This window comes from Collinsella sp. AM20-15AC, assembly GCF_003471405.1.
GTDB lineage: Bacteria > Actinomycetota > Coriobacteriia > Coriobacteriales > Coriobacteriaceae > Collinsella.
The window spans coordinates 56,496-82,625 of record NZ_QRJA01000006.1 but is presented as its reverse complement, the minus strand read 5'-3'; the positions used below and the strand labels follow the sequence as shown (position 1 = coordinate 82,625).

The 26,130-nt window shown below is 59.4% G+C and carries 31 protein-coding genes; 13 read left to right on the top strand and 18 right to left on the bottom strand.

Features of this window, described 5'->3' with window-relative positions:
- Positions 1 to 33: 33 nt before the first annotated feature.
- Positions 34 to 558 (bottom strand): iron-containing alcohol dehydrogenase, encoded by a 525-nt coding sequence (locus DW233_RS03335; RefSeq protein ID WP_158567795.1) that lies wholly within the window; start codon positions 556 to 558, stop codon positions 34 to 36.
- 224 nt (positions 559 to 782) lie between these two features.
- Between DW233_RS03335 and DW233_RS03330 the strand changes: the two genes are divergently transcribed.
- Complete coding sequence (locus DW233_RS03330) at positions 783 to 2,288, top strand: DNA repair protein (protein ID WP_118266699.1); 1,506 nt, start codon at positions 783 to 785, stop codon at positions 2,286 to 2,288.
- On the top strand, positions 2,281 to 2,706 hold the full coding sequence (locus tag DW233_RS03325; RefSeq protein WP_233503836.1) for a hypothetical protein: 426 nt from the start codon (positions 2,281 to 2,283) through the stop codon (positions 2,704 to 2,706). Before DW233_RS03330 ends, DW233_RS03325 begins: the two co-directional genes overlap by 8 nt.
- A gap of 26 nt (positions 2,707 to 2,732) precedes the next feature.
- Here DW233_RS03325 and DW233_RS03320 read toward each other — a convergent pair whose 3' ends face one another.
- Positions 2,733 to 3,116 (bottom strand): heavy-metal-associated domain-containing protein, encoded by a 384-nt coding sequence (locus DW233_RS03320; protein WP_089573009.1) that lies wholly within the window; start codon positions 3,114 to 3,116, stop codon positions 2,733 to 2,735.
- A gap of 174 nt (positions 3,117 to 3,290) precedes the next feature.
- On the opposite strand from DW233_RS03320, the gene DW233_RS03315 reads away from it, so the two are divergent.
- Together DW233_RS03315 and DW233_RS03310 are read left to right on the top strand one after the other, a co-directional pair.
- Positions 3,291 to 3,995 (top strand): DUF3793 family protein, encoded by a 705-nt coding sequence (locus tag DW233_RS03315; protein ID WP_118266697.1) that lies wholly within the window; start codon positions 3,291 to 3,293, stop codon positions 3,993 to 3,995.
- 45 nt (positions 3,996 to 4,040) lie between these two features.
- Positions 4,041 to 4,460, top strand: coding sequence for a flavodoxin (locus DW233_RS03310; protein ID WP_118266695.1), 420 nt, complete (start codon positions 4,041 to 4,043; stop codon positions 4,458 to 4,460).
- A gap of 116 nt (positions 4,461 to 4,576) precedes the next feature.
- Here DW233_RS03310 and DW233_RS03305 read toward each other — a convergent pair whose 3' ends face one another.
- The 6 genes from DW233_RS03305 to DW233_RS03280 all read right to left on the bottom strand — a co-directional run bounded on the left by DW233_RS03305 (position 4,577) and on the right by DW233_RS03280 (position 11,146).
- Positions 4,577 to 5,329 (bottom strand): amino acid ABC transporter ATP-binding protein, encoded by a 753-nt coding sequence (locus DW233_RS03305; RefSeq protein ID WP_055251428.1) that lies wholly within the window; start codon positions 5,327 to 5,329, stop codon positions 4,577 to 4,579.
- 12 nt (positions 5,330 to 5,341) lie between these two features.
- Complete coding sequence (locus DW233_RS03300) at positions 5,342 to 6,679, bottom strand: ABC transporter permease subunit (RefSeq protein WP_233547927.1); 1,338 nt, start codon at positions 6,677 to 6,679, stop codon at positions 5,342 to 5,344.
- A gap of 140 nt (positions 6,680 to 6,819) precedes the next feature.
- On the bottom strand, positions 6,820 to 7,680 hold the full coding sequence (locus DW233_RS03295; protein ID WP_118266694.1) for an ABC transporter substrate-binding protein: 861 nt from the start codon (positions 7,678 to 7,680) through the stop codon (positions 6,820 to 6,822).
- Positions 7,681 to 7,827: 147 nt separating this feature from the next.
- Positions 7,828 to 8,694, bottom strand: a complete 867-nt coding sequence (locus DW233_RS03290) for a deoxyribonuclease IV (protein ID WP_118266692.1) — start codon at positions 8,692 to 8,694, stop codon at positions 7,828 to 7,830.
- 151 nt (positions 8,695 to 8,845) lie between these two features.
- Positions 8,846 to 9,865, bottom strand: a complete 1,020-nt coding sequence (locus DW233_RS03285) for a Gfo/Idh/MocA family protein (RefSeq protein WP_233547926.1) — start codon at positions 9,863 to 9,865, stop codon at positions 8,846 to 8,848.
- 93 nt (positions 9,866 to 9,958) lie between these two features.
- Positions 9,959 to 11,146, bottom strand: coding sequence for an aldo/keto reductase (locus tag DW233_RS03280; RefSeq protein WP_118266688.1), 1,188 nt, complete (start codon positions 11,144 to 11,146; stop codon positions 9,959 to 9,961).
- A gap of 163 nt (positions 11,147 to 11,309) precedes the next feature.
- On the opposite strand from DW233_RS03280, the gene DW233_RS03275 reads away from it, so the two are divergent.
- Together DW233_RS03275 and DW233_RS03270 are read left to right on the top strand one after the other, a co-directional pair.
- Positions 11,310 to 12,080: a cyclase family protein gene (locus DW233_RS03275; RefSeq protein WP_118266686.1), complete on the top strand. Its 771-nt coding sequence runs from the start codon at positions 11,310 to 11,312 to the stop codon at positions 12,078 to 12,080.
- Between the two features lie 121 nt (positions 12,081 to 12,201).
- Positions 12,202 to 13,116 (top strand): ketopantoate reductase family protein, encoded by a 915-nt coding sequence (locus DW233_RS03270; RefSeq protein ID WP_233547924.1) that lies wholly within the window; start codon positions 12,202 to 12,204, stop codon positions 13,114 to 13,116.
- Positions 13,117 to 13,224: 108 nt separating this feature from the next.
- Here the strand turns inward: DW233_RS03270 and DW233_RS03265 are convergent, their stop codons facing one another.
- From DW233_RS03265 to DW233_RS03255, 3 genes are all read right to left on the bottom strand, one after another.
- Complete coding sequence (locus DW233_RS03265; RefSeq protein ID WP_118266682.1) at positions 13,225 to 13,431, bottom strand: hypothetical protein; 207 nt, start codon at positions 13,429 to 13,431, stop codon at positions 13,225 to 13,227.
- Positions 13,432 to 13,618: 187 nt separating this feature from the next.
- A complete protein-coding gene (locus tag DW233_RS03260; RefSeq protein ID WP_118266680.1) occupies positions 13,619 to 14,395 on the bottom strand; it encodes a hypothetical protein in 777 nt (258 codons plus the stop codon).
- A gap of 312 nt (positions 14,396 to 14,707) precedes the next feature.
- A complete protein-coding gene (locus DW233_RS03255; protein WP_118266679.1) occupies positions 14,708 to 16,018 on the bottom strand; it encodes an O-acetylhomoserine aminocarboxypropyltransferase/cysteine synthase family protein in 1,311 nt (436 codons plus the stop codon).
- 274 nt (positions 16,019 to 16,292) lie between these two features.
- Here DW233_RS03255 and DW233_RS03250 point away from each other — a divergent pair, with 274 nt between their 5' ends.
- The 5 genes from DW233_RS03250 (at position 16,293) to DW233_RS03230 (ending at position 19,815) form a co-directional block, all read left to right on the top strand.
- A complete protein-coding gene (locus DW233_RS03250; RefSeq protein ID WP_118266677.1) occupies positions 16,293 to 17,195 on the top strand; it encodes a LysR family transcriptional regulator in 903 nt (300 codons plus the stop codon).
- 48 nt (positions 17,196 to 17,243) lie between these two features.
- Positions 17,244 to 17,780, top strand: coding sequence for a ribonuclease HI (gene rnhA / locus DW233_RS03245; RefSeq protein WP_117637459.1), 537 nt, complete (start codon positions 17,244 to 17,246; stop codon positions 17,778 to 17,780).
- 73 nt (positions 17,781 to 17,853) lie between these two features.
- Entirely contained in the window at positions 17,854 to 18,960 is a 1,107-nt protein-coding gene (locus DW233_RS03240) for a Gfo/Idh/MocA family protein (RefSeq protein WP_118266675.1), read from the top strand.
- Positions 18,961 to 18,962: 2 nt separating this feature from the next.
- Positions 18,963 to 19,373: an acylphosphatase gene (locus tag DW233_RS03235; protein ID WP_117637457.1), complete on the top strand. Its 411-nt coding sequence runs from the start codon at positions 18,963 to 18,965 to the stop codon at positions 19,371 to 19,373.
- A gap of 61 nt (positions 19,374 to 19,434) precedes the next feature.
- A complete protein-coding gene (locus tag DW233_RS03230; RefSeq protein WP_118266674.1) occupies positions 19,435 to 19,815 on the top strand; it encodes a Fur family transcriptional regulator in 381 nt (126 codons plus the stop codon).
- Between the two features lie 77 nt (positions 19,816 to 19,892).
- On the opposite strand, the gene DW233_RS03225 is transcribed toward DW233_RS03230, so the two are convergent.
- The 3 genes from DW233_RS03225 to DW233_RS03215 form a co-directional block, all read right to left on the bottom strand.
- Positions 19,893 to 20,690: an HAD-IIB family hydrolase gene (locus DW233_RS03225; protein WP_158567794.1), complete on the bottom strand. Its 798-nt coding sequence runs from the start codon at positions 20,688 to 20,690 to the stop codon at positions 19,893 to 19,895.
- Positions 20,691 to 20,773: 83 nt separating this feature from the next.
- Complete coding sequence (locus DW233_RS03220; RefSeq protein ID WP_118266670.1) at positions 20,774 to 21,352, bottom strand: urease accessory protein UreE; 579 nt, start codon at positions 21,350 to 21,352, stop codon at positions 20,774 to 20,776.
- 3 nt (positions 21,353 to 21,355) lie between these two features.
- Positions 21,356 to 21,784: a peptidylprolyl isomerase gene (locus DW233_RS03215; RefSeq protein WP_035138874.1), complete on the bottom strand. Its 429-nt coding sequence runs from the start codon at positions 21,782 to 21,784 to the stop codon at positions 21,356 to 21,358.
- 120 nt (positions 21,785 to 21,904) lie between these two features.
- Between DW233_RS03215 and DW233_RS03210 the strand changes: the two genes are divergently transcribed.
- Together DW233_RS03210 and DW233_RS03205 are read left to right on the top strand one after the other, a co-directional pair.
- On the top strand, positions 21,905 to 22,918 hold the full coding sequence (locus tag DW233_RS03210; protein ID WP_117648308.1) for a dipeptidase: 1,014 nt from the start codon (positions 21,905 to 21,907) through the stop codon (positions 22,916 to 22,918).
- 74 nt (positions 22,919 to 22,992) lie between these two features.
- Positions 22,993 to 23,769: a M48 family metallopeptidase gene (locus tag DW233_RS03205; RefSeq protein WP_158567793.1), complete on the top strand. Its 777-nt coding sequence runs from the start codon at positions 22,993 to 22,995 to the stop codon at positions 23,767 to 23,769.
- Between the two features lie 6 nt (positions 23,770 to 23,775).
- On the opposite strand, the gene folB is transcribed toward DW233_RS03205, so the two are convergent.
- From folB to nrdG, 4 genes are all read right to left on the bottom strand, one after another.
- Positions 23,776 to 24,261 carry a dihydroneopterin aldolase gene (folB, locus tag DW233_RS03200; protein WP_055251396.1) on the bottom strand — a complete coding sequence of 162 codons (486 nt, stop codon included), beginning with the start codon at positions 24,259 to 24,261 and terminating at the stop codon, positions 23,776 to 23,778.
- A gap of 43 nt (positions 24,262 to 24,304) precedes the next feature.
- Positions 24,305 to 24,886: an HD domain-containing protein gene (locus DW233_RS03195; RefSeq protein WP_199574566.1), complete on the bottom strand. Its 582-nt coding sequence runs from the start codon at positions 24,884 to 24,886 to the stop codon at positions 24,305 to 24,307.
- Between the two features lie 2 nt (positions 24,887 to 24,888).
- Positions 24,889 to 25,446 carry a GTP cyclohydrolase I FolE gene (gene folE / locus DW233_RS03190; RefSeq protein WP_022094399.1) on the bottom strand — a complete coding sequence of 186 codons (558 nt, stop codon included), beginning with the start codon at positions 25,444 to 25,446 and terminating at the stop codon, positions 24,889 to 24,891.
- A 66-nt stretch (positions 25,447 to 25,512) separates the two neighbouring features.
- Positions 25,513 to 26,094 (bottom strand): anaerobic ribonucleoside-triphosphate reductase activating protein, encoded by a 582-nt coding sequence (nrdG, locus tag DW233_RS03185; RefSeq protein ID WP_117773763.1) that lies wholly within the window; start codon positions 26,092 to 26,094, stop codon positions 25,513 to 25,515.
- Positions 26,095 to 26,130: the final 36 nt, after the last annotated feature.

Below are 26,130 nucleotides of genomic sequence, written 5' to 3'. Positions count from 1 at the left end.
AATCAAAAATAACCTATCCCTTTATGCCAAATATTAGGCCGCAGCGCAGACGCTACCGAGCAACTCACGCAGAGGAGACCCGATGCCCTCCAGCAGTTCGGGCGCGATGATGGCAAAAACGGGAACCTCGCCGGCCCCCACGACGGCAGGCACTTTGCCCTCCGAGACGATACATCCATAAGGGGCAAAACCGTCTTCGCCGGCATCGAGTACGGCCATGCGACGAGCGAGTTCGCGCGCAAAGCCCGCCGTATCGGCATCGCCGATCGCCAGGACAAAGTCCACGCCCTCATCGGTCGCCAGGGCCACGGCCTCGTCGATCAGCTCGTCTCCCCCGTCGCCTTCAACCGAGCCGCAGCGAAAAAGCACGCGTTCGAGCAGAGCTCGATCAAGCGAGCCGAGTGCTGCCGAGACGAGCTCATCGCGCGTATGCTTGTCACCGCCCAGCACAACCAGCGCCTTGGTGCCACCGTAGTGAGCGACCAATCGTCCGCACCAGCGAGCCACATCCCCATCCGCAACCAAGCGCGTCGGCATACCAAACCCATAGTTGACCATTATCCCCACAACCCTTCCGTGCGTATAGGCGGTATCAATCGTTAGGCTCATGCTACGAAGCGAGGTTTTCCGAGCTGTTTCGCGCTCTTTAGAGCTGCGTTAAAAAACCCGATGCAACCGCACGACCATACCCGCCAAAGAGGGACAGGTTTTGACGATGTCCGCGCAAGCAGGTATTATCGAACAGGTATTCGATAAGAACATGTGTTTGATGGGAGGCTCGGATGGAGCACGAGCAGCACACCTACATCTGCATCGACCTCAAGACGTTTTATGCCAGCGTCGAGTGCGTCGATCGTGGGCTCGATCCGCTCACCACCAACCTGGTCGTTGCCGACGAATCGCGCGGACGCACGACCATCTGTCTCGCTATCACGCAGACCATGAAGGACCTCGGGATACACAACCGCTGCCGTCTATTCGAGATTCCCGACGGCATCGACTACATCAAAGCAGTGCCGCGCATGCAACACTACATGGAGGTGTCGGCGCAAATCTACGGCGTCTATCTGGAATACGTCAGCCCCCAGGACGTGCACGTCTACTCCATCGATGAGTGCTTTATCGACGTGACGCCCTATCTGGACCTTTATCACACCGATGCCGAAGGGTTCGCCTGCATGTTGCGCGACGAGGTCTTGGGGCGCACCGGCATCACGGCGACGGTCGGTATCGGCCCCAACCTATTCCAGGCCAAGGTGGCGCTCGACATCACCGCCAAGCACGTAGCCAGCCGCATTGGCGTACTCGACGACGAGATCTTTCGCAAGGAGATCTGGCCCCATCGCCCCATCACCGACATCTGGGGCATCGGCCCCGGCGTGGCGGCCCGTCTCGAGAAATACGGCGTCTACGACCTGATGGGCGTCGCCGCACTCGACGAGAACCTGCTCTACGACGAACTCGGCGTCAATGCCGAATATCTCATCGACCACGCCTTCGGGCGCGAGCCGACAACCATCGCCGATATCCAAGCCTATCGCCCGCAAGCGACCTCGACCACCACGGGGCAGGTGCTCTCGAAGGGCTATGCCTACGAGCAGGCCTACACCGTCTTGCGCGAAATGGTCGATGCCGCCGTGCTGGATTTGATCGACAAGCACGTGGTGTGCGACAGCATCTCGCTCTTTGTGGGCTATGCAAGCGAGCGCGCCGACATACGCCGGCTCAACGTCAGCGGCACGGCGCAGTATATAGACGGCTGCGGACACTTGCGCTCGAGCACCTCGGGCATCGAGCCCGCAGCGACCGACGGCCCCGAGCTCGCGCCCCGTGCTCCCAAGCCCGTCCAGCGCGATGACGAAAGGCGTCGCCTGGTGCGCGAAGCGCAGGCAATCGATGGCATCTTTGTGGGAGAGCATGGCGGCAAACCGCGTGGTGGCTATGCCGCACTCTTTGCGCACTCCAACGCCTCGCGAAAGCTGCCCGAGCGCACTAATTCGTTTAAGAAAATCATGGGGTATTTCGATGACCTTTGGGCACAAACGGTCGATCCCAAACGACCGGTCAAGCGCATCAACCTGGGATTTGGCAATCTTGTGCCCGAGGAATTTGCCACCATCGATCTGTTCAGCGATATCGAGGCCGATGAGCGCGAGCGCGACCTGGCGCGCGCCGTCCTGGCCGTGAAAGGCAAGTACGGCAAGAACGCGCTCGTCAAGGGATTAAGCTTTACCGCCGGCGCCACCGCGCGCGAACGCAACGGCCAAGTTGGAGGACATCGTGCCTAAACCCAAGCAGCAGCCCGTGCGCCCGCCGACCGCCTTCGAGCGCCTGGCGGACCCCGAGGGCAGACGCCGCGCCGCCGACCCCAACCTCACTGCCAACGGTGCCGTGCGCGCCAACCGCGCCGCACAGTTTATGCCCTTTGCCGCCCTCACGGGATACTACGAACTCGTGCGCAAGCAGGAAATCACCGTCGAGTCAAAACGTGAGCTCACGGAAGAAAAAGCCCTCGTACTTTCTAAAAAGCTCGAGGGTCTCAAACGTGGCGACTTGGTTCGTGTCACCTATTACGATACATACGGCTATCGCAGCCGCACCGGCATCCTCGACGAGGCGCTCCCCGCCTTCAAGCTCCTCAAGCTCCGAGACATCGCCATCGACTTCGACGACATCCAAGACATCGAACTGCGCGGACGAGCCTAGCCAAGGAAGCGCACCCAGAGCGACGCTTACAGCGTCATGACGTAGTAACCCGCATCTCTCACGGCAGTCTCAAGGACACCGCGATTGATCGGCCGCTTGGAGCGCACACGCGCTGTGTGGTCCGCGTACGTTACCGTAGCCCACACACCATCCAGCGCATTGAGGGCATTGGCTACGTTCTGAGCGCAGCCTTCACAGCTCATGCCGCCGATGAGCAGCTCATCGCTATAGGGATAGTGTGACGCATCGGTATCCACCACAACAACCTTTTTGGCCTTCTTGCCGCTCGCACCATCGCTGCAACAACTCTTCCCGTGTGTCGAAGCGGCAATGCGACGCAGTCCAAAAAACATGCCGACGGCAATGACGGCCAGCACGATGAGATTCGCAGGGTTGAGCAAGTCACTCATGCGCTCCCCTTTCAAGTAGCACTATCTAGATACCCCCATGGGGTGTCCCCATCTTAACCCAAAATCATGTCTGTTCGGTCAATTAGTTTCCCTCTTCAAACTTTTTTGTTGACCATGGCTTACTTTCGTGTATAAGTTTTCCTAGGCTAACAGTTTAGATCCGTAAGGAGCGCCGTGACTCGAACCATAGACATCCCAACGTTTCAGGCAGCAGTCGTGCGCAACTGCTCTCCCACGCTCGCGGGCATCAAGCCGGCATCGCTCTTTACCTATCCAGGCACCTACGCCCACGGGGACGGCTCGACCACAACCGAAACCATCGCAGAACGCCGCGCGCGCCTGCTCAACGTTATCGCCCAGTGCAATCGCGAGCTTGACCCGCTCGGCATCCACCTGAGTGTTTTGGTCTGGCGGCCCTGCGGAGCACTCGTGTACGTGTACCGAGCCAAAAGCCTCGCCACCTATTTCGCAGACCCTCGCGCCCAAACAGCGCTCGCCTCGGAAGGCTACGACACGAGAGACCTTTCGACATGCCTTGTACATTTGGCATCACGCATCACGCTCGCGAGCAATAACATCGCGGAATGCGCTTGTAGCCAGACTCGATGCGCACTACCCCAGCAAGCTAGCTGCAGCAACGACTGCACCTGCGAGTTTCCGCACGAAATAGGCTACTTCCTTGGATATCCCTACGACGACGTGCACGAGTTTATCGTCCAGCACGGCGAAAACTACAAGGTCTTTGGGGCCTGGAAGGTCTACGCAAATGTCGAGCAGGCGCTTGCGACGTTTGATGCCTACCGTGCCTGCACCCAATGCTTCACTTTTGTCTATCAGCAGGGCTGCAGCCTGGCGCAACTTGCCCAGGCAACCCGATAGAACGTACAAACCGCGGCAAGCGCCGCACGACCGAAAGGACAAAACATGAGTAAGATCGCCGTCGTCTATTGGAGCGGCACGGGCAATACCGAGGCCATGGCCAACTTCGTCGCCGAGGGCGCAACCGGTGCGGGTGCCGAGACTGAGGTCATCCCCTGCGCCGACTTCTCTGCCGACAAGGCCGCCGAATATGATGCCTTCGCCTTCGGCTGCCCCGCCATGGGCTCTGAGGAGCTTGAGTATGACGAGTTTCAGCCCATGTGGAACGAGGTCAAGGAGACCCTCGGCGACAAGAAGGTCGTCCTCTTTGGCTCCTATTCGTGGGCCGAGGGCGAGTGGATGGACAACTGGAAGGCCGACGCCGACGAGGCCGGCATCAACGTCGTGGACTCCGTCATTTGCTACGATGCGCCCGACGATGAGGGCGAGGCGGCCTGCAAGGCCCTCGGAGCCGAGCTCGCGTAACGAAACCAGGCCTCCAAAAGAGCCTGTATCACAGCGTATCCCCATCCCTACAAAAGAGCGGGGGCTGGATTCAAGTCCAGCCCCCGCTCTTTTGTAACGGCAGTTACATCAACCGGCTACGAAATATTGCCCAAGAACGCCTTGGTGCGCTCGCTCTTGGGGTGGTCGAAGACCTCGCTCGGCGTACCCTCTTCCACAATGACGCCGCCGTCCATAAAGACGACGCGGTCGGCGACATCGCGGGCAAAGCCCATCTCGTGCGTCACGACGATCATGGTCATGCCGTCGCGCGCCAAGTCGCGCATGACGCCCAGGACGTCGCGCACGAGCTCGGGGTCGAGCGCCGAGGTGGCCTCGTCAAAGAGCATGACGTGCGGGTTCATCGACAGGGCGCGGGCGATGGCAACGCGCTGCTGCTGGCCGCCCGAGAGCTGGCTCGGCATAAAGTCGATACGCTCGGCAAGACCGACCTTGGTCAGCTCCTCGACGGCAATCTTCTCGGCCTCTTCCTTGCTGCGCTTGAGCACCTTCTGCTGCGCAAGCATGACGTTCTTTTTGACTGACAGGTGCGGGAACAAATTGAACTGCTGGAACACCATACCCAGATGCGTGCGCACCTTGTTAAGGTCGACGCCCTTGGCGCACACGTCCACACCCTCAACGACAATCGAGCCACTCGTGGGATGCTCCAGGCGGTTGATGCAGCGAAGCATCGTCGACTTACCCGAGCCCGAGGGACCCAGAACTACGACGACCTCGCCCTTATGCACATCCAGATCGATATCGCGCAGGACCACGTTATCGCCAAAGGCCTTCTGGAGGTTCTTGATGCTGACGACAACCTCGTTCGAGTTATTGGTTTCGCTCATGATAGGACCTCCTTACAGACCGGCGATGTGATCGGCGGGCGTCGCAACGACCTGCCCGGCGCTCTTGGCGGGACGCTTCTTCTTGGTCTCGGCCGTGCCCAAAAGCCTCGCCTCAAGGCCGCTCACCAAGCGAGCGAGCGGCAGGGTGATGACCAGATAGAACAGGGCGGCAACCACGTACGGCGTAATGGAGCCCGTCGTGGCCACGATGGTGCGGGCGTTCATGACGATCTCGACCACGCCCACGGCCGCGAGCAGCGACGTATCCTTGTAAAGCAGGATGAACTCACTGGTCAACGTAGGCAGGACATTGCGGAACGTCTGCGGAATCATAACGTAGAGCAGTGTCTGGAAGGCGTTCATGCCCAGCGAACGCGCAGCCTCGTTCTGGCCCTTGGGGATCGACTGAATACCGGCGCGGAAGATCTCGCACAGGTAGGCGGACGAGTTCATGGCCATGACGATGACGCCGAGCACATAGTCGTCAACCTTGACGCCGGCCAGCGGCAGGCCAAAGAACGCGATGTAGATCTGCAGGAACGCCGGCGTACCACGGATGATATTCACATAGATACCGGCAAGGCAACGCAGGATGCGCGACTTGGAGATGCGCATGAGCGACAGGGCAAAGCCAAAGGGAATTGCCAGCGGAAACGCCACGAGCACGATCGAGAGCGACATGAGGAAGCCTTTGAAGACGATCGGCAGGCTCTGGACCAAAATGACCGGGTTCAGGAACAGGCGCAGGAACATGTTGGAATTCCATGCCTCGACCCACGGCTGCTCCTTAAGGTCGGCCAGGAAGTTATCGAATGCCGTCACGCCCTTGATCTCCACCGACGGAATCTTGGAGATCTTCTTGGTCGAACCATCGGCCAAAGTGTAGGTGCCGCTAAAGGCCTCGTCGCCGCCCTCGACGGGGAAGGTCACGCCGTAGACCTCGACGCGGAAATAGCCGCCGGCCGGAGCCGTCTCGCCAAAATCGATCTTGAGCGTCTGGCCGTCGACCTTGCACGTAGGCTTCATGGGCGTACGGTCCATAAGGTCATCGCCCGAGAGCATCGTCAGACGCGTGTCGTCCGCACCAAAGGTCGTGCCATCGGCAAACGTCAGCGAAAGACCGCTCAGTTCCTCGTCGGCATCGGCCTGGACCTCCCAGGTGATACGAGTCTCGGTGCCACCGACTACGTCGCTACCCGAACCGGTATTGGGTCGGGCGGTGATCTTTGCGGTCTCAAGTGCCTGAGCAGTCGAGGGCACGCAGGCCCCCGCGCATACCAGGGCGAGCACCACAGCCAGGGCACAGGCCAGCTTTTGAAGCATCGAGGGCAGTGGATGGCTCTTGCCCATGGCTCCTTGGTTCAATCGAGACAAGGTGGCTCCTAACGTTTAAGTTGCCGACATAACGGGGCGGGATGACGCCCATTCAAGAAACGCAAAGGCCCTCTCCGCCAAAACGGAAAGGGCCCGCGTGCAATCAAGTAGCTATTTTACTTGATGTTGTACTTAGCCATAAGGGCGTCAACGGTACCGTCATCGGTCAGGTCCTTGATAGCCTGGTTGATGTCGTCCTTGAGCTTAGTGTTGCCCTGGTTGATGGCGATGGCGTACTCCTCGCCGGTGCTGATCTGCTTGATGGTCTGGCAGGTGTTGAACTGCTCGGCGGTCAGCTGGCTGGCGACGGAGCGGTTGGTGACCACGGCGTCGCCCTTATCGGACTGCAGGGCGCTGAAGCACTCGGTAGCGTCCTTGTAGGGGACGATCTTTGCCTTGGGGAAGTTCTCCTGGGCAAAGGCCTCGGCAGTCGAGCCAGACTGGACGATGATCGTGGCGTCGGCGTTGCTGAGCTTCTCGCTGTAGTTGTCGGCCGTGATGTCGGTGTTATCGACCTTGGTCACGATAGCCTGATCGTCCATGTAGTAAGAGTCGGAGAACGCGACTTCCTTCTCACGCTCGGGCGTGTCGGTGATAGCCGCGATGGCGACGTCGTACTTGGCGCCCGAAGCAACGCCGGGGACGAGCGTGTCAAAGTCGTTGTTGACGTACTCGACATCCAGGCCCAGCTTGTCACCGATAGCCTTGATGAGCTCAAGGTCAAAGCCCTGGTAATCGCCGTTGTCATCCTTGTACTCAAACGGCGCGTACTCGGCAGAAGTGCCGACGGTGAGCGTACCGTCCTTGACGAGTGCATACTCCTTGGAGCCGTCGACCTTCTCGACCTTCACGTCATCAGAGCCGCTGGAACCGGCATCGGAACCAGAGGTGGCGTTGGACGAGCCGCAGCCCGTCAGTGCGAGGGCGAGCGCCATGGCGCCCGTGGCGGCGAATGCGCCAAGCTTCTTGAGCTTCATAATCAGTCTCCTTCCGGTGACCCCGTTTGATTCAGAGGTCTGCAAAAACTGTTGGCTATTATGCACCCGGAATTACGAATCTGCAATGAGAAAACTGATTGAAACAATCCCATAACGTGAATGGAACACTCCACTTTGTGACAGTTGTTACTGCTGTAACGACCTTAATAGCGTAATTTCCGCTGCATAACCTGCAAGTTCGTTCGGCGTCTCCAAAATAAATGGAAGTGCACGCAAGCGGCTATTCGATACAATATTCTGCATAACCTGCATACCGCCACCAAATTCCTCGCTGCCAAGGTATCCCTTGCCGATGCACTCGTGACGATCTTTATGGGCGCCACAAGGGTTCTTCGAATCGTTGATGTGTACGGCATGCAAGCGATCGATACCCACCACGCGGTCGAACTCGTCGAGTACGCCGTCCAGATCATGGATGATGTCGTAGCCGGCATCGCTCACATGGCAGGTGTCCAAACAAACGCCCAGCTTATCGGACAGCTCTGGGCGCTTGGCGGCAACGCCCTCGATAATGCACGCCAGTTCTTCAAAGCTACGGCCCACCTCGGTGCCCTTGCCCGCCATGGTCTCGAGCAATACCGTCGTCTGCTGCCCCTCAAACATCACCTGGCACAGCGTGTCGACAATCATCTGAATGCCGGCGTCTGCCCCCTGCCCCACATGCGCACCGGGGTGGAAGTTGTAGTAGTTGCCGGGCAGTGCTTCCAGACGCTGCAAGTCCTCGGCCATTGCCTCCAAGGCAAACTCGCGCGCCCGCTCTTTGGCAGAACAGGGGTTGTAGGTATACGGGGCATGCGCCACCAGCGGTCCAAAGTCGTTTTGCGCCATAAGCTCGCGCAGGGCCGCCACGTCATCCATGTCAAGGTCTTTTGCCTTGCCACCGCGCGGGTTGCGCGTAAAGAACGCAAAGGTATTGGCGCCAATGGACAGCGCCGTCTCCCCCATTGCCCGATAGCCCTTCGTCGTCGAAAGATGACACCCGATCGTCAGCATCTCCAGCTCCCCCTCATCAGTTGCGGTGAAATACGGTCTATTGGTGCCCTATTTTGGCGCAAACAGACCGTATTCCACCGCAAGATATAAAAGGGGCATCAGGGGCAAAGGCCTCTAGGCATTCCAAGCGCCGGCGCCATGCCCCCACGCCCTAAAGTTTCAAACGAATTGCATCGATGATGCGTGCGCAGCGCCGTGTGGCGGCTAGGGACATGATGGGGCTTTCGAGTTTCCCCGCCCGGATGAGCTGGGTCGCATGCTGAATTTCGCCGTAGAAATCATCGACCTCAAACGGGGCATTAATTTCGAGCATTCGTCCGTCGGAGTACTTCACATGGGCGAGCTCGGGGCGATGGAGGCGCTCGATTTCCACCGAACCCCGTTCGCAGGCAATCGTTAAGCGGCTTTCATATGCTGCTTTGCCATCGCACACCATATGAATGGGTATACCGCCGACACTCATATGGATCTCATCGGCCCAATCCACGCGGCCGCCTAATACGTCACGCCAGCGAACTTCACGAGACGAAACATCGCACGCACCCGCAAGCAGATCCTCAAACCACCCGACCGCATAGCAGCCCATGTCATATAGACAGCCACCCTGCAACGGATCGAGCAGATAACTCGAAGGGGGCTCACCATAATCGAGTTTTTGCACGCTTTCGATCGAGACGATACAGCCGAGCTCGCCCGACGCAAGTAAGTCCTCCACGCGAGTGCGCATCGGGCAAAACCGATTCTTCATCGCCTCCATAAACAGCACGCCGTGCTCGCGAGAGGCGGAGGAAATCGAGAGAGCCTCTTCCTCACTCAAAACGGCCGGCTTTTCGCACAGCACGGCCTTTCCGGCGCGCAGCGCGCGACAGACCCAACGCGTATGCATGCCATGCGGAAGAGCCAAGTAGATTGCGTCGACATCGGGGTCGGCAATCAGCGCGTCATAAGCCGCATCGCCGCTATCGTCAGCCGTGGCATAACTGTGCGCGGCATCAATCGAAAACGCTCGGCAAAACTCCTCAACATGCAAAGGAGTGCGACCGGCGGCAGCCACAAGCCGTGCCCCGTCCACCTCCTTGAGCGACGATGCGAATCGATGCGAAATGTGCCCAGCGCCCAAAACGCCCCAACGAACCTCACGCAAATCATCACATGAATCCCGATGGCCCACGACAGCCCCCTTCAGTTGCGGTGAAATAGTTCCTGTTTGGCCCCTATTCTGCCGCAAACAGGAACTATTCCACCGCAAGTTATAAAAGGGGCATCAGGAACGCGTTTTGCAAAAGGCTTTAAGCGCGGCCGTTACGGGGCCAGGCTGGAAACGTCGGCGCACATCGTCGAGACGCTCGGGAATATCGATGTGCTGCGGGCAGTGACGTGCGCATTTGCCGCATTTGACGCAATTGCTCACCAACTTGGGCTCACTCGTCCGCACCGCGCTCGCCGTAAAATACTGCGACAGGCCCGTAAACCAGCTGTGCGCATAGCTTGCGTTGTAGGCGGCGAAACACCCAGGGATATTGATGCCTTTGGGACACGGCATGCAGTAGCCGCAGCCCGTACAGGGCACGCGATTCGATTTCTCAAACTCTCCCAGCACACGCGCGATGGTATCGAGCTGCTCTGTCGTCATCGAATCCGGCAGCGCGCGATCCGCCAATGCCGCGTTCTCGTCCACCTGCGCGGTATCGGTCATGCCCGAAAGCAGCATCGTGACTTGAGGATGGTTCCACACCCACGAAAGTCCCCAAGCAGCCGGCGACTTCAGGTACGGATCGCGTACGTCATCGAGCACGGCGCGGGCCCGCGGAGGCAGCTTGCCCGCCAGGCGTCCACCCAAAAGCGGTTCCATTACAAACACCGCGAGCCCGCGCTCGGCGGCTGCCATGAGTCCCGCCGTTCCCGCTTGGTAGCACTCTCCAGCGTAGTTGTACTGGATCTGGCAAAAATCCCAGTCATATGCGTCAAGCATCGTGAGGAAGTCCGCCGCACTGCCGTGGTACGAAAAACCTATCTGGCGAATACGCCCCGCAGCCTTTTGGTGCGCAATCCAGTCCTCGATGCCCAACGCCACCACGCGCTCCCACTGGGCGGGCGAGGTGATGTTGTGCATAAGGTAGTAGTCGATATGGTCGGTCCGCAAACGGTGCAGTTGCTCGTCAAAAAAGCGGTCGAAATCCTCCGCGCACTTGCACGAAGCGTGCGGCAACTTAGTCGCCAGCAACACGCGGTCGCGCAGACCCAGGCGCTCAAGTGAGGCGCCCACGCACACCTCGTTACCGGGATAGAGATACGCGGTATCCAGATAATTAATCCCCTGTTCCACCGCACGGGAAATGATGGCATCGGCTGACTTCGCATCGGGGTGTCCCGGCGCACCGGGAAATCTCATGCAGCCCAGACCCAGAGCGGATATTCGGTTACCACTTTTGGGGTCAACGCGGTATTGCACGGCCCCTCCTTTCGCCATCAGCGCCCCGGCAAGGCGAAACACAATGGTCACGCGGCCGAAACATCGTGGAATCGCAATCGAGAACGTATCGTAACGCAGCGGAAATCGAGCTGTCACGGCACCGCTTTAACATCAGCAAAAAGCCCGATGAAAGGAGTCGCCCATGCCCGCGCTCGACCTTTGGAATCTCGCATCCCAGCTCAAAAGCACCGATTATCGCTGGGTCGACCTCACCCACACGCTCTCATGCGACACCCCGCACTGGTTTGGCTTTAAGCCGTTTGAGTCCACCAAGCTCTTCGACTACCTGCCCGGCACGCCCGAGGACATGCTCGCCCCCATGCGTTGCTTCCAGTATTCGGTCGCCTCGCAGTACGGCACCCACGTCGACGCGCCGCGCCACTTCCATGTCGAGGGTCGTTCCCTTGGAGAGATTGAACCCATCGAGTTTATGCATCCGCTCTGCGTGATCGACAAGCACGAGGAGTGCGCCGCGAATCCCGACTACGTCCTGACCGTCGAGGACCTCAAAGCCTGGGAGAATGAGCACGGTCTCATTCCCAAGGACGCTTTCGTCGCCTTCCGCTCCGACTGGTCCAAGCTCGCCGACTTCGAAAACAAGGACGAGGACGGCCAGCCCCACTACCCCGGCTGGGACCTCGACGCCATCAAGTGGCTCGTTGAAGAGCGCAACATCGGCGCCATCGGCCACGAGCCGGCTGACACCGACCCGGCGAGCGTGACCACGCGTGAGGACGCCTACCCCTACCCCGGCGAACAGTACATCCTCTCGGTCGACCGCTATCAGATCGAGGTCATGGACCATCTAGACGAGCTTCCCGCCACGGGCGCCGTCATCTTCTGCACCTTCCCCAAGGTGCGCGATGGCGTTGGATATCCCGCGCGCGTCTTTGCGGTCTGCCCTGCAGCGTAGCGTCCAGGCAAACGTTTCTTTTTCATAACAGCCGCTCCGCGCACCCATCAATCACCCCGGCAGCATACAATCCATCAGGCGCCCCTTACGCGGGCGCCTTTTATATGGGGAGATGATTCATATGCAGATCAACAAGGTCGCCTTTATCGGCAAGGGTGGCGTCGGGCTACTCTACGGCAGCATGATCGCCCAGGCACTCGGCAACGATGCCGTCGAATACGTCATGGACGACGCTCGCTTTGAGCGCCATGCGAACGATGCGCTCACCGTCAACGGCAAGCCCTGCGTACTCAAGTCCGTCCGCGCCAGCGAGGCGACACCCGCCGATCTGGCCATCCTCACGGTCAAGACAACCGGACTCGACCAGGCGCTCAAGACTATGGAACACATCGCGGGCCCCAATACGCTCATCGCCTCGCTGTGCAACGGCATCACCAGCGAGCAAAAGATCGCCGAGCGCTTTGGCTGGGAGCACACCGTCCTCGGAATATGCCAAGGCATGGACGCCGTGTTTCTCAACGGCGCGCTCACCTTTACCAATGCGGGCGAGATCCGCTTTGGTGCGGCCGCCGGCACCGACCCCGCGACCGTCGCCGCCATCGACGGGCTCTACACGCGCTGTGGCATCGCACACACCGTCGAGGCAGACATCGCGCACCGCATGTGGGCCAAGCTTATGCTCAACGACGGCATCAACCAGACCTGCATGGCCTACGGCGGTACGTACGGAAGCGCCACGGAACAGGGCTCCGAGCAGCGTCGTTGCTTTGTCTCCGCCATGCGCGAGACGCTTGCAGTCGCCAACGCCGAGGGTATCGAGCTCACCGAGGCAGACCTAACGCAGATGGTGCATCTCATCGAGGGGCTCGACCCCGCCGGCATGCCCTCGATGGCGCAGGACCGCGTCGCTCAACGCAGAACCGAGGTCGAGGAATTTGCGGGTACCATCTGCCGCCTCGCGGCCAAGCGCGGCATCCAGGTGCCGCAAAACGAATGGCTCTATTCGCGCATCCGCGAAATCGAGGCCAGCTGGTAGCGCCCGGCGTGCTACAGCCTACAGCCTCAATAGCAAAGCCGCCGCAAGGGGCGCTCCCCTTGCGGCGGCTTCCTTCTTCATCTATGGGCAAAACCAGCTTCACAACGGCTAGCGCCGCACCTGCGGCATCTCGTCCTCGTCATCGCGGCAAAGGGTCACGCCCGCACTTCCCAGCAGTGCTGCTGCGATGAGCGCGCCAACCACAATAGAAGCAGCCCCGCATGAGCCCTGCATGCCTGCGACAAGCGCAGCCGTAGGGCCAAGACAGCCAAGTACCAATGCGACGGCGGCGATAGCGATATCTCGAGCGTTCATGAGACCACTTCCTCCACGGGAAAGACTTTGTTTCTCATGACTTAGTGTGCCCCGCGCCCATATGCCCAACGTAGTGCCACGGTAAGGGCTCTGTTAACCCAAATACAAATATAAAACGAGCGCCTTTACGTTGCCCGAAAGCTCGGTGAAGACGCCCGTCCATCATATGCAAATCAGTGAAGGCAGATTACCAACCGGTGTAGTAGTCGGTGGTTCCGGCAGCGCAGCCGGAGTCATAGACCTTGCAATCACCCTTGGAGCCCGTAAAGGTCGAGCCCTGGGCCATATCGCCCGCGGCAACAACGTAATAGCCGTCGGAATCGCGCCAGAAGCCCTCAGAATCCTGAGTCCATTCGCCCGTGCGATAGTGATAAAGCACATTGCTGCTGTAATAGGTCTCACGGCGCCCGTTGTAGTTATTGACACCCGCAGAGCGCGTCAGGCCCGATCCGTTCGCGTAGGACGCGGCAGACGCGTAGGACGGAGTGTAACCGGCGTTGTAGTACGAAGCCTGGGCGGCCTCGGCAGCCTCCGCCTCGGCGGCAGCGGCCTCGAGCGCTTCGCGCTTGGCATTCTCAAGCGCAGTGCGCAGCTCATCGAGCTCGGTCGACTTCGCGTCGACCTCCCCCATCGTCAAAAGGCTGCCCGCGCCATCGATACAACCCTGCAGCGCAGCGCGCTCGTCATCGGTGGCATAGTCACCATACATGTTTAGGATAATCTGAGCGCGCATTTCAAGGGAATCGCGCTTGGCCTCCATCGAGGCGTTCCACTCCTGCATAGAGCCATAACCATCGCCGCGATAATCAACGGGCTGTACCAGCGTCGTCTCGGACGGCGTAGATCCAACCGTATCAGACAGTGTTGCGGCGTGGGCATCAGTTGCACCGGCGCCCGCCAAAAGTGCCACGGTCAGAGCGGCGGAAAGGGCAGCGGCTTTCGGTTTTCGTGAATCGATCCTCATGTAGCTGGAAACCTCCGTAGTGCGTTTTTGCTGCGTTTGAGCTGCGTGTGATTCGATCGCGCTGCATAGTACCTCGAGCAAATCGCGACCTGCGGTTTTACTCAAAAGGCGCACGTCAATTGCGTAAAACTCACATCCTCTCAACAGGAGTTTTCCACAACTCGAATGCATAAAGCATGCCAAAAACCCTGTAATAGCGCCCTTCCTATACAAAAAAGGCGCCTGCGCAACCATTGCTTGCGCAGGCCCCTTGAGCAGGCATTTTATGCAGTTATACCTATCGAGTCGCAAGGGGTCCTTGCACAAGTCGCCTTACTCGTCCAGCGCGGCGAAGGCCTGCTTCAGATCCCAAATGATATCCTCGGCATTCTCGGTACCGATGGAAAGACGGATCGTGGAGGGCGTGATGTTCTGCTCGGCGAGCTCCTCGGCAGAGAGCTGGGAGTGCGTGGTGGTAGCCGGGTGCACGACGAGCGACTTGACGTCGGCCACGTTGGCGAGCAGCGAGAACACCTGCAGATGATCGATGAACTTCCAAGCTGCCTCCTGGCCACCCTTAATCTCAAAGGTAAAGATCGAGGCGCCGCCGTTGGGGAAATACTTCTGATAGAGCTCGTGATCGGGGTGCTCAGGCAGACTCGGGTGGTTCACCTTGGCGACGTGGCTGTCACCAGCCAGGAACTCAACGACCTTCTTGGTGTTCTCAACATGACGGTCAACGCGCAGCGACAGAGTCTCGGTGCCCTGGAGCAGGACCCAGGCGTTGAACGGGCTGATGCAGGCGCCCTCGTCACGCAGCAAGATAGCGCGGACATAGGTTGCGAAGGCGGCGGGACCGGCAGCCTCGGCAAACGAAACGCCGTGGTAGGAGGGATTGGGCTCAGCGATCTGGGCGTACTTTCCGCTCGCCTTCCAATCGAAGTTACCGCCGTCGACGATCACACCGCCCAGCGAGGTGCCGTGGCCGCCGATGAACTTGGTTGCGGAGTGGACGACGATGTTGGCACCATGCTCCAGCGGACGGAACAGATACGGGGTGCCGAAGGTGTTGTCGACGACAACCGGCAGACCGTGCTTCTTGGCGATCTCGGAGATGGCGTCGATGTTGGGGATGTCGGAGTTGGGGTTGCCGAGCGTCTCGAGATAGATGACCGTGGTGTTGTCCTTGATGGCGCCCTCGACCTCTTCCAGGTTATGGGCATCGACGAAGGTGGTCTCGACGCCAAACTGGGAGAGCGTATGCTCCAGCAGGTTGTAGGAGCCACCGTAGATGGTCTTCTGAGCAACCACATGGTCACCGGCCTGGGCAAGAGCCTGCAGGGTATAGGTGATGGCGGCGGCGCCAGAGGCGACGGCGAGGCCAGCAACGCCACCCTCGAGCACGGCGATACGGTCCTCGAAGACGCCCTGGGTGGAGTTGGTCAGACGGCCGTAGATGTTACCGGCGTCGGCAAGACCAAAGCGGTCGGCGGCGTGCTGGGAGTTGCGGAACACATAGCTCGTGGTCTGGTAGATAGGCACGGCGCGGGAGTCGGATGCGGGATCGGCACTCTCCTGGCCAACGTGAAGCTGCAGGGTATCGAAACCAAAGGTGTGCTCGGGGTTGTTGATGAACTGGCTCATGATGATCTCCTTGATCGAACGAAAGTAAATAAATAAGAGAGAAGTAAGTCGTTGTCTCCTGATCACGCCGACGGGCGCAAACAGGAGCCCGGCATTCGTCTTGGTAAGCAATTCATATGCGGGCCTCCTTTCGCATCCCGGTTCCGTGGTCGGCTTAATTACCTACCGCCTTTGTGTGTTTTGAATAGTACGAGCATTGTCCCCCTCGGTCAATCACTTAAAAGCGCTAACCTGTTATCGGTTTTTTAGATAGCTATCGAAAGGACAGGCGCCGATGACCCTTCAGCAGCTTCGTTTTCTGATCGCCGTGGCAGAGTCCGGCTCAATCAACGCCGCAGCTCAGCGCCTCTATACCGCCCAGTCCAACATCTCAAACGCCGTCAAAAGCCTGGAACAGGAGCTCCATCTGGAGATCTTTACGCGCTCCAGCCGCGGCGTCACGCTCACCAACGACGGCACCGAGCTTTTGGGCTATGCGCGCCAGGTCGTAGAGCAGGCCGACATGCTCGAGGCACGCTACGAGGACGGCGGCACCCCGCAAGCCCGCCTCGCCATTTCCGCCCAGCACTACGCCTTTTCGGTCGAGGCCTTTGTCAACGTCGTCGAGCGCTGCCGCGACAGCAAGTTCGAGTTCATCATGCGCGAGACCACCACATCGCAGATCATCGATGACGTCCGTGCGTTTCGCAGCGATATCGGCATTCTGTATCTGGATGACTTTAACGCCCGTGTCTTGCAGAAGGCCTTCGCCGATGCCCGAGCAAGCTTCCATCCCCTATTCGACGCGACGGTCCACGTCTTCGTTAGCGAGCGCCACCCGCTCGCACGCCGCCCGCAGCTGTCCCTTGCCGACCTCACGCCCTATACGCGCTACAGCTTTGAGCAGGGAACCTCAAACTCCTTCTATTACGCCGAGGAACCTTTTAGCTATATCCCTTGCGACCGCAACATACGAATCTCGGACCGCGGAACACTTACTAACTTACTTATCACGTCGAACGGTTACACCCTGTCGACCGGTGTCCTCTCCAATGAAATGCAATGGGGCATGGCATCGATCCCGCTAGCAGACGCCCCAACGATGCGCGTTGGCTACATCATGCACGACGAGCGCAAGCCCTCTCTCCTCTTGCAGCAATACCTCGACGAGCTCAACCGCATCATCCGTGCCAACTAACTGTCGGAAGACGGGGTAGAAATCGTAGATTGCTAGCCCCCGGCGGGCATGGCGCTACAATGGTCACTCACACGAAACGTACCCAACGAAAGGAAGCCCGTGAAGGTCATCATCTATACCGACGGCTCGGCCCGATCAAATCCGGGACGCGGCGGCTACGGCGCCGTGCTCAAATACACCAACCCCGCCGGCAAGACCTTCACCTCCGAGCTTTCGCGCGGCTACGCCAAGACCACCAACAACCGCATGGAACTCATGGCAGTCATCGTGGCGCTCGAGGCGCTCAACCGCCCTTGCGAGGTCGAAGTCCATTCCGATTCGCAGTATGTCGTCAACGCCTTTAACAAGCACTGGATCGACGGCTGGAAAAAGCGCGGATGGAAAACCGCCAACAAGCAACCCGTCAAGAACCGCGACCTGTGGGAGCGCCTACTCACCGCCAAAAGCAAGCACAAGGTTGAGTTCATCTGGGTTAAGGGTCACGCCGGTCACGAGCTCAACGAGCGCTGTGATGAGCTCGCCACCACGGCGGCCGACGGCAGCAACCTCGATATCGACACCGGCTTTAACGAGAGCGACCTGTAATAGCGTTTTCGCGCAGCTTTATATCCCCACGCGCTACACTCATCCTGTAGACCAAACAACGCAAGGGAGACGTATGCTGCGCATCGCGACCATCGGTACATCCATGATCACCGACGACTTTATCCAAGTCGTCAACGCCAACGACCAAGCCGCGTTTGTGGGCACGCTTTCACGCGACGCCAATCGCGGTACTGCCTTTACCGCCGAGCGCGGTGGCGAGCGAAACTTTACGTCGCTCGATGAGCTTGCGGCAGCCGCCGACGTCGACGCCGTCTATATCGGCAGCCCTAACGCACTTCACTACGAGCAGGCTCTTGCCTGCATCGCCGGTGGCAAGCACGTCATCGTCGAGAAACCCTTCTGCGCCACCGAAGCGCAGGCGCTGGAAGTCTTCCGCGCTGCCGAGGCAGCAGGTGTCGTGGCCCTCGAGGCCATGCGTCCCCTCCACGATCCCGCCTTCCACGCCATCGAGGACGCCCTGGGCGAGATCGCCCCCATCCGCCGCGCCTCATTGCGCTTTGGCAAGTATTCCTCGCGCTACAACGAGATTCTCGCGGGACGCGCCACCAATATCTTCGACTGCAATATGGCATCGGGTTCCCTCATGGACATTGGCGTCTACGCCGTCGAGCCCATGGTCGAGATTTTCGGCATGCCCTCCGGCCTTACGAGCATGACTACTCTACTCGACCCCACCACGCGACAGCTCACGCACGGCCCCATCGACGGCTGCGGTTCCATCCTCGCCAGCTATGGCGGAGGCAGCATCTCCGTCGAGCTCGCGCACTCCAAAATTACGAATGACCTGCTGCCCTCGCAGATCGAAGGCGAGCATGGCACTATCCAGATCGACCATCTGTCCACGCCCCGCAACGTCCGCATCGACTATCGCGGCGACGTCGTACGCGGCTCGGCGACCGAGGCACCGCGCGAACAGGGAGACAACGGCCGCGTGCTCGACCTGCCCAAATCGAGCAACACTATGGAATACGAACTCACAGACTTTATCACCGCCATCGGCGGCATCGATAACGTTAAGGAAGAGATTTGGGAGACCCCGGCAGGACGCCACGAGCTCGGACACTACCGCGATGTCACGCTCGTCTCACTGCGCATCATGGATGCCGTGCGCCAGCAGGCCGGCATAACCTTCCCGGCTGACGCAGGCAAGCAGGCATAGCGATGGGCTTCTTCGATACGTTCTTCTCCAGCGTCACCGGAGGCAGTCGAGAGCCTCAAAAACCATCAAACGTCGAGCTCGAGCTGCGCCGCAGGCTTACCGTGCTCGCAAGCGACGAGGCCACTCAAGACACTCCCCTGCGCTATTTTCTGCGCTGGGCGGGGCAAGTCCAAGGCGTTGGTTTTCGCTTTACCAACACCAACCTCGCGCAGGCACGCTCCCTCACCGGCTGGGTGCGTAATATGGAAGACGGCTCAGTCGAGATGGAGATACAGGGAGCTCCGGCAAACGTCCTATCTCATCTTGAGGCGCTTCATGCCTCCTACGAGCGCATGGGAACGCGTTTTCGCCTCGTAGACGCCCAGGCCCGAGCCCCACTTGCCAATGAAGACGGTTTCAGTCCTCATTATTAGTATTGTGTGCTAAATACGGTATCATTTACCTACGACCGTTAATAGAAAAGAGGCGAGGCGCATGGCGGTGCAAAGAAGGAATACCAGGCAGCGAAAGCTGGTTCTTGACGCCGTGCGCCAAAGCTATAACCATCCCACCGCCGACGAAATCTACAACGTCGTGCGCGCGCAGGATGACAAAATCAGCCGCGGTACGGTCTACCGCAATCTCAATCTCTTGGCCGACGCCGGCGAAATCCTCTCCATCAAGACGCCGGGCGGCAGTCGCTTCGATCGCACGATCGAGCCGCATGCGCATATCATCTGCACCTCATGCAGCCGCGTCATCGACGCACCGCTCCCCTTCGATGCCCAGCTCGACGCCAAGGCGTCCGAGCAAATCGGCTGGCACGTCACGTCGCACTACACCATCTTAGAGGGTCTCTGCCCCGACTGCCGGTAGATGTTCAGGACATGCCTTAAAATCCACCTTTCCGCGCTTTGCAGCAAAAAATAGATTTCTAGGCATGTCCCAAATATCTACTCAGCAAGCAGGCGATGCAATTCCTCTTCGACCGTGCGCACGTAACGGACGCGGTCGTTGATGCCACGCATAGAGGGATTGCAGCTCTCCATTAGATAAGGATGGCCCACGACGTTGAGCATGTCGCGGTCGTTTTCGTTATCGCCAAACGCCATCATCTCATCGGGCGAAATACCCAGGGCACGACCGTAATCGGCAAGCGCGGAGCCCTTGCCCGAACCGAAACCGATAAAGTCCGTCCATTCGGTTCCCGACGTCATCACGTCGACACAGTCGCTAAAGTGGCGCTCGAAATACTCCAGCGCCGCCGGCTGCTCTGCCTCGGGCGTCTGGAAGGCAATCTTAATGACGTCCTCGTCGATGTCCTCGGGACGGTCGACCACCGCCACATCGCAGTGGACCTCATAACGCAGGTGTTCAACAAACGCGTCGTTGCCGCTCATGGTGTAGAGGCGCCCCTCACACGAAAGGGTCACGTCGGCATGGGGATACGCAACCACGGCATTCGCGATATCCATAGCAAGGCAACGCTCCATGGAACGCTTGACAACGGCACGCCCCTCGCTCATCACCAGGGCTCCGTTTTCGCATACGTAGGCGAGCTCATCGGCCACCGGGGCAAACAGGTAGCGCAAGCTCGCATATTGACGGCCGCTCGCCGGCATAAACACGATACCGCGACGATGCAGCTCATCGATAAGCTCAAAGGCCTCGGAACGCGGCTCGCGCTCCCCCGGATGCAGCAACGTGCCGTCCAAATCGCATGCAATCAGCTTGATTCCCTCAAGACCCATATGCTTTCCCCCAAAGCCTCTCATCAACAGAAAGACGGACTTTGAATAGTTGCCTCTCAAAGTCCGTCTTACTTATACGCACGTTAACCGCGCGCCTTCTTTACGATCGTAAAGTCTGGAGCCATACTCACAACGGCATCCGCCGCACTCGACGCAAAGCGCCGGTCCGCATCGAGTTCACGGGTAACCGTCGAGAGTCGAACGCCCTCGACGCCCCGGAGCATGCGGCCCAAAACAGGCTGCACCGGCGTATACATGCGTACGGTATGCTCGTCCGAATCGCCTCGGAAAAGCGGCGCATGCATATTGCCGATCTCCCAGCACGCATGCGCGAGCGCAATCGGGTCCATGCGGTCAACTTCGACCAAATAAACCTCGGCGCTGCGCAGGCGCACGACAACCGCCACAGGCACCACGCCCGAACGGTCGACGGCGAGCACGTCGCCGTCGACAAGACGACCGCCGTCGGCAGCATCCAGCCGAACATCGATCGTGCGCCCCAGCTCCGTCACGCCCGCAAACGCGCATACATCAGCCCGGTCCCAATCGAACAGTAGCTCGTCAACTTCAAAGACGCCGCCCAACTTCCGGCGAAGCAGGAGTTCATAGGACGGATCGTTGAGATTTCCCAAGCATGTCGTCGAAACCAAGCGTTCAGGCATACTCTAACCCTCGACCTCAACGAGCTCGATATCAAAGTTGAGGTCCTTGCCGGCGAGCTCGTGGTTGGCGTCGAGCGTCACAGCCTCGGGCGTTACGTCGATGACCACGGCGGGAACGGGCATACCGCTCGGCGTGGACAGGAAAAGCTTCATGCCCTTCTCGATCTGCTCGATGTTGGGAACCTGTTCGGCCGGGAAGGTCAGAACCATCTCGGGATTGTGCTCGCCGTAGGCATCGGCAGCAGGAATGTGCACGGTCTTCTTCTCGCCCACCTGCATGTCGACAACAGCGGCGTCGAAGCCCTTGATCATCTGACCGGCGCCGCAGGTGAACTCCAGCGGCTCGCCGCGATCGTAGGAGCTATCGAACTGCGTGCCGTCATCGAGCGTGCCGCGATAATGGGTCTTGACCTTCTTGCCCTGGTTGGACATGGTAACCTCCGTGATAAGGGCGGCGCACAACGCGGGCCGCCGTGAACATATGGCGCTAACTATACCCTAGTCATACAATTCAATGACAGTTTGCAAAGAAACGCTGCAACCGGAGGAACCATGGCATATCCCGTATTTGACCTACACTGCGACACCGCCGACCGAATCGGCTGGGCCACGCTCGATCTCGACCTGCGCTTTACCGCCGGCACCGACGGTTATTTCCCCGGCGACGAAACGCATCCGCAAGATTTCGACCTCATCGAGGGCAACGCCTGCGCCATCTCGCTCGCAAAGATCGGCAACACGCCGTGGGCACAGTGCTTCGCCACGTTTGTCCCCGACGAGATTCCCACCGCCCACGCCGCGCGCTTCCAGGCGCAGATCATGGCGCACATGAGCGGCCAGGCAATGCTCAACCACGACCGTATGGTCAACGTGCGCAGCGCCGCAGACATTCGCCCCGCGCTCAAGGACGGCAAGGTCGCTTGCATCCACACCATCGAAAACGCCACGTTCTTTGCCGAGGACCCCGCGCTGATCGAGGTACTCAAGAGCCTGGGCGTGCTTATGTCGTCACTCAGCTGGAACGCGCAGGGGCCGCTCGCGAGCGGCCACGACACCCACGCCGGCCTCACCGCCGCCGGCATCGAGGCCCTTACGCAGATGGAGCACGCCGGCATGGTGCTCGACGTCTCCCACCTCAACGATGAGTGCTTTGACGAGGTTGTCGCCCACGCCACGCGCCCCTTCGTCGCCAGCCACTCCAACTCCCGTACCGTCTGCAGAGTCAAGCGCAACCTCACCGACGACCAGTTCCGCACCATTCGCGACATGGGCGGTATCGTCGGCCTCAACTACTGCAGCGAGTTCCTTTCCAACGACGCAACCAAAAAGACCGCCGCAGACGTCACCTTCGACCAGCTAGCGGCACATATCGAGCACTGGCTCGACCTGGGCGGCGAGGACGTCATCGCGCTCGGCGGCGACTGGGACGGTGCCACTGTGCCCGCCTTCCTCTCCGATGCCAGCATGATGCCCGAGTTCCAGAACATGCTCTCCAAGCACTTTGGCAAGACCGTGATGCAAAAGCTCTGCAGCGACAACGCGCTCGCCTTCTTTGAGCGTTATTAATTTCACATCCCTTGAGCGGGCCGGCATGCCGAACGGTCGACATGCCGGCCCGTCCCCAATCCAAAGGACCGCTTTTGACGCAGCAGTTTACGATTTCCGCATCCCGACCGGATGGGACGCCCATCCCCGTCGTCGTTACCAAAAAGCGCGTCAAGAACTTCAACCTACGCGTCACTTCGAGCGGTGAGGTCCACGCCAGCGCACCGCTCGGCGCCACCCGCGAGCGTATCGAAGCGTTTGTGAAGCGCAACAGCGCCTGGATTACCAGCCGACTTGCCCAGCGCGAGCAGCGTCAGGCGACGGCACGAGAGCCGCTCAGCCCCTCGTCCATCATTGCACTTTGGGGCAAGCCCATCACGGTACAGGATGCACTCGATCACAACTTTGCATCACCCGCACCGCGACCCAAACAGGCCACCTTCGCAAGTTTTATGGGTACCGATGAATCGGACGAAGGCCCACAGGCCAAGCGGCACGCAATCCCCGACGGCCTAACGTCCGATGAGCTCCAAGCCCACATCGACCAGCTCTATGCGTCCGAGGTCACATCGGCGCTGCGCGACATCGTGCACGCGTACGAAGTCGCAATGGGCGTCACCGTGGCCCGCATCTCCGTGCGCAGCATGAAAACGCGCTGGGGATCATGCACGCCCAAATCCGGCGCCATTCGCATCGCGCGCGAGCTCGCCGCCTACCCCGTCGAATGCCTCGACATGGTTGTCGCCCACGAGTTCGTCCACTTGCTCGAGCCAAGCCACAATCAGCGTTTTCACGCCCTGCTCGACACGTACTGTCCCAACAATAGAGCTCTGTCGCAGCGGCTCAAGCAGCCACCCCTCAACAAGCTCTAGCGCCGACTAGCGCACGCGCTCGATCTCGACGCCGCAGCTTGCCAGGGGCAGGCCAACAGGAGCCCACGGCTTATCGAGCTTTATGCGCACACCAAGCAGCGAGGGATAACGGCGCAGCAGCATCTGGGCTGTCCCCTCGGCTGCCGCCTCGATGAGCTTAAACGTGTGCTCGCGCAGATAGCCATCGACATCGTGGCACACCGAGCCGTAGTCAATCGAGGCGTCCAGGTTATCGTGCTCCCCCGCCGCGCGAAGGTCGGCATAGAGCACCAGAGAAACGATGAACTTCTGACCCAGCGCGTTCTCCTCGGGATACACGCCATGGTTGGCAAAAACCTCAAGGCCGTCAATGACAATACGATCGGCATGGCGCAGATCGTCATAGCTCACGTGAGGCACCGCCGTTGCGGTGGATATTTCGCCCCTTCCACGGCGGGCGAGCTCGGCGCCTTCGGTCTTGGTTGCATTCTCGGGCAGTTTCTTGTTACTCAACGCGATCGTCTCCTTCGTTTAGAACCCCGACCGCGCAAACTAACTACACGCGAATCGACAGGTTCTTTTTATCATCGCTCCAGTTGCAAGCGTTGCGCGCGGGGCATGCAAAGCAGGTACGCGACGCTTTGTCGGCTGCATAGAGCAGACGCTCAAGCGGTTGGCTGTTCACGCGCAGCTTTCGATGGCCCAGAATGGCCGTCTTAATGGCTGCGGCATCGGCCGGCTCAAACGCCACGTCATCGGGCATGCCGCCGAGAATCGCATCAGCGACGCGTTCGCTTGCAACATCATGGGATATACCCGATTCATACTGTTCATCTTTGCCGATATCGTGAAGAAGTGCCGTGGCGTAGATGACCTCGCGGTCAAATTCGAGCTGTTCCTCGAGATTCTTGATCCACATAATGCGAGCGACATCGAGCAGATGGTCAATACCGTGGCGGCAGAAGATGCGCCCCGATTCCAACTGTACGATGTTACCCAGGTGCCGCCGGAACAGCCCGTTGGCACAAATGTAATCAATGCGAGGCATGGCACCAAAGGGGGCCAGGCCCGAAGCCATAAAGCCGCGACGCGACGTCCCCTCATCGGTCTTCGATGTAAAGTCGTTGACGACTCTCATGGTTAGCGGCCCAGCATCCTAAAGAAACGCTCCTCGAGCGCGGGATCGGTCTCAAAGACGCCGCGGCGAGCAAGCGTCACGGTCTTGGTGCCGGGCTTTTGCACGCCACGCATCGTCATGCACATATGCTCGGCCTCCATCAACACAATCGCTCCCTGGGGAGCGAGATAATCCATGAGGGCATCGGCAACCTGTGCGCACAGTTGCTCCTGCAGCTGAAGACGGCGGGCATAAACCTCAACCGTGCGGGCGAGCTTGGAAAGCCCAGCCACCCGACCGTTAGGGATATAACCAATGGCGGCCTTGCCGTAAAACGGCAGCAGATGATGTTCGCACAGCGAGTAGAACGTGATGTCGCGCTCGATAACCAAATCGTTCGAAGCGACGGCAAAGGTTTTGGACAGGTGCTCCTCGGCACTCTGGTCCATGCCGCCGGCGATCTCACCATACATACGGGCAACGCGCGCCGGGGTCTCCAGCAGGCCCTCACGAGTTGGGTCCTCGCCTATGCCCTCAAGCAACAGCTTAATGGCGGCCTCGACTTTTTCCTGATCGACCATCTGGGCCTCACTTTTCCGATTTCACGTTCGCGCTATGGTACCACGCCCTCCGGCATCGACCACAAGCTACATAGTATGGGTCGAATAGACCGGATCATCACGCCAAAGTTCAACCGCATCACAAAGCGCAACGCCCTCGCGCTCAGCACGGGCGCGCGTGGCGTTCATATCGATCACGCGCTGGTTACTCGAGCCCCTAAAACGCAACGAGATATCGTACAGATCTTGAACAAACGGGCCGTCCACCAACATATCAAGACAGGTAAGGATACGGTCCGTGACCTCGGTATGGTGGCGTCCTCCCGGCATAAGCTCCTCGAGCACATCGCCGGTAAAACACCAAATGGTCTTTCCTGACCCCGCAGGATAAGCGGCACGAACACGCTCGACAAACTCAACGAGTCCCGCCTGATTCTCAGGTTCCATAGGCTCGCCGCCCAAAATCGTCAGACCATCGATAAAGGGATGGTCGAGGCTCTCGATAATCTTGTCCTCGACGGCGCGATCAAAGGGCTCGCCCGCGGCAAAGTCCCACGCGACAGAGTTAAAGCAATTCTTGCACCCACGACGGCACCCACTCACAAACAGAGAAGTACGAACGCCTTCCCCATCAGCAATGTCGAAATATTTAATGTTCGCGTAGTTCATAGGTAACTCTCCCGGGAGGCCGGGACATATCATCCC

Excerpts from the sequence above, each read along its gene's own strand:
- nrdG (WP_117773763.1), bottom strand. The coding sequence starts at position 26,094 with ATGAACTACGCGAACATTAAATATTTCGACATTGCTGATGGGGAAGGC.
- DW233_RS03195 (WP_199574566.1), bottom strand. The coding sequence starts at position 24,886 with ATGAGAGTCGTCAACGACTTTACATCGAAGACCGATGAGGGGACGTCG.
- DW233_RS03305 (WP_055251428.1), bottom strand. The coding sequence starts at position 5,329 with ATGAGCGAAACCAATAACTCGAACGAGGTTGTCGTCAGCATCAAGAAC.
- DW233_RS03225 (WP_158567794.1), bottom strand. The coding sequence starts at position 20,690 with ATGGGTCTTGAGGGAATCAAGCTGATTGCATGCGATTTGGACGGCACG.
- DW233_RS03265 (WP_118266682.1), bottom strand. The coding sequence starts at position 13,431 with ATGAACGCTCGAGATATCGCTATCGCCGCCGTCGCATTGGTACTTGGC.
- DW233_RS03335 (WP_158567795.1), bottom strand. The coding sequence starts at position 558 with ATGGTCAACTATGGGTTTGGTATGCCGACGCGCTTGGTTGCGGATGGG.
- DW233_RS03220 (WP_118266670.1), bottom strand. The coding sequence starts at position 21,352 with ATGCCTGAACGCTTGGTTTCGACGACATGCTTGGGAAATCTCAACGAT.
- DW233_RS03235 (WP_117637457.1), top strand. The coding sequence starts at position 18,963 with ATGGGCTTCTTCGATACGTTCTTCTCCAGCGTCACCGGAGGCAGTCGA.
- DW233_RS03320 (WP_089573009.1), bottom strand. The coding sequence starts at position 3,116 with ATGAGTGACTTGCTCAACCCTGCGAATCTCATCGTGCTGGCCGTCATT.
- DW233_RS03260 (WP_118266680.1), bottom strand. The coding sequence starts at position 14,395 with ATGAGGATCGATTCACGAAAACCGAAAGCCGCTGCCCTTTCCGCCGCT.
- DW233_RS03330 (WP_118266699.1), top strand. The coding sequence starts at position 783 with ATGGAGCACGAGCAGCACACCTACATCTGCATCGACCTCAAGACGTTT.
- DW233_RS03275 (WP_118266686.1), top strand. The coding sequence starts at position 11,310 with ATGCCCGCGCTCGACCTTTGGAATCTCGCATCCCAGCTCAAAAGCACC.
- DW233_RS03300 (WP_233547927.1), bottom strand. The coding sequence starts at position 6,679 with ATGGGCAAGAGCCATCCACTGCCCTCGATGCTTCAAAAGCTGGCCTGT.
- DW233_RS03255 (WP_118266679.1), bottom strand. The coding sequence starts at position 16,018 with ATGAGCCAGTTCATCAACAACCCCGAGCACACCTTTGGTTTCGATACC.
- DW233_RS03250 (WP_118266677.1), top strand. The coding sequence starts at position 16,293 with ATGACCCTTCAGCAGCTTCGTTTTCTGATCGCCGTGGCAGAGTCCGGC.
- DW233_RS03290 (WP_118266692.1), bottom strand. The coding sequence starts at position 8,694 with ATGCTGACGATCGGGTGTCATCTTTCGACGACGAAGGGCTATCGGGCA.
- DW233_RS03310 (WP_118266695.1), top strand. The coding sequence starts at position 4,041 with ATGAGTAAGATCGCCGTCGTCTATTGGAGCGGCACGGGCAATACCGAG.
- rnhA (WP_117637459.1), top strand. The coding sequence starts at position 17,244 with ATGGCGCTACAATGGTCACTCACACGAAACGTACCCAACGAAAGGAAG.
- DW233_RS03210 (WP_117648308.1), top strand. The coding sequence starts at position 21,905 with ATGGCATATCCCGTATTTGACCTACACTGCGACACCGCCGACCGAATC.
- folE (WP_022094399.1), bottom strand. The coding sequence starts at position 25,446 with ATGGTCGATCAGGAAAAAGTCGAGGCCGCCATTAAGCTGTTGCTTGAG.
- DW233_RS03215 (WP_035138874.1), bottom strand. The coding sequence starts at position 21,784 with ATGTCCAACCAGGGCAAGAAGGTCAAGACCCATTATCGCGGCACGCTC.
- DW233_RS03295 (WP_118266694.1), bottom strand. The coding sequence starts at position 7,680 with ATGAAGCTCAAGAAGCTTGGCGCATTCGCCGCCACGGGCGCCATGGCG.
- DW233_RS03270 (WP_233547924.1), top strand. The coding sequence starts at position 12,202 with ATGCAGATCAACAAGGTCGCCTTTATCGGCAAGGGTGGCGTCGGGCTA.
- DW233_RS03230 (WP_118266674.1), top strand. The coding sequence starts at position 19,435 with ATGGCGGTGCAAAGAAGGAATACCAGGCAGCGAAAGCTGGTTCTTGAC.
- DW233_RS03240 (WP_118266675.1), top strand. The coding sequence starts at position 17,854 with ATGCTGCGCATCGCGACCATCGGTACATCCATGATCACCGACGACTTT.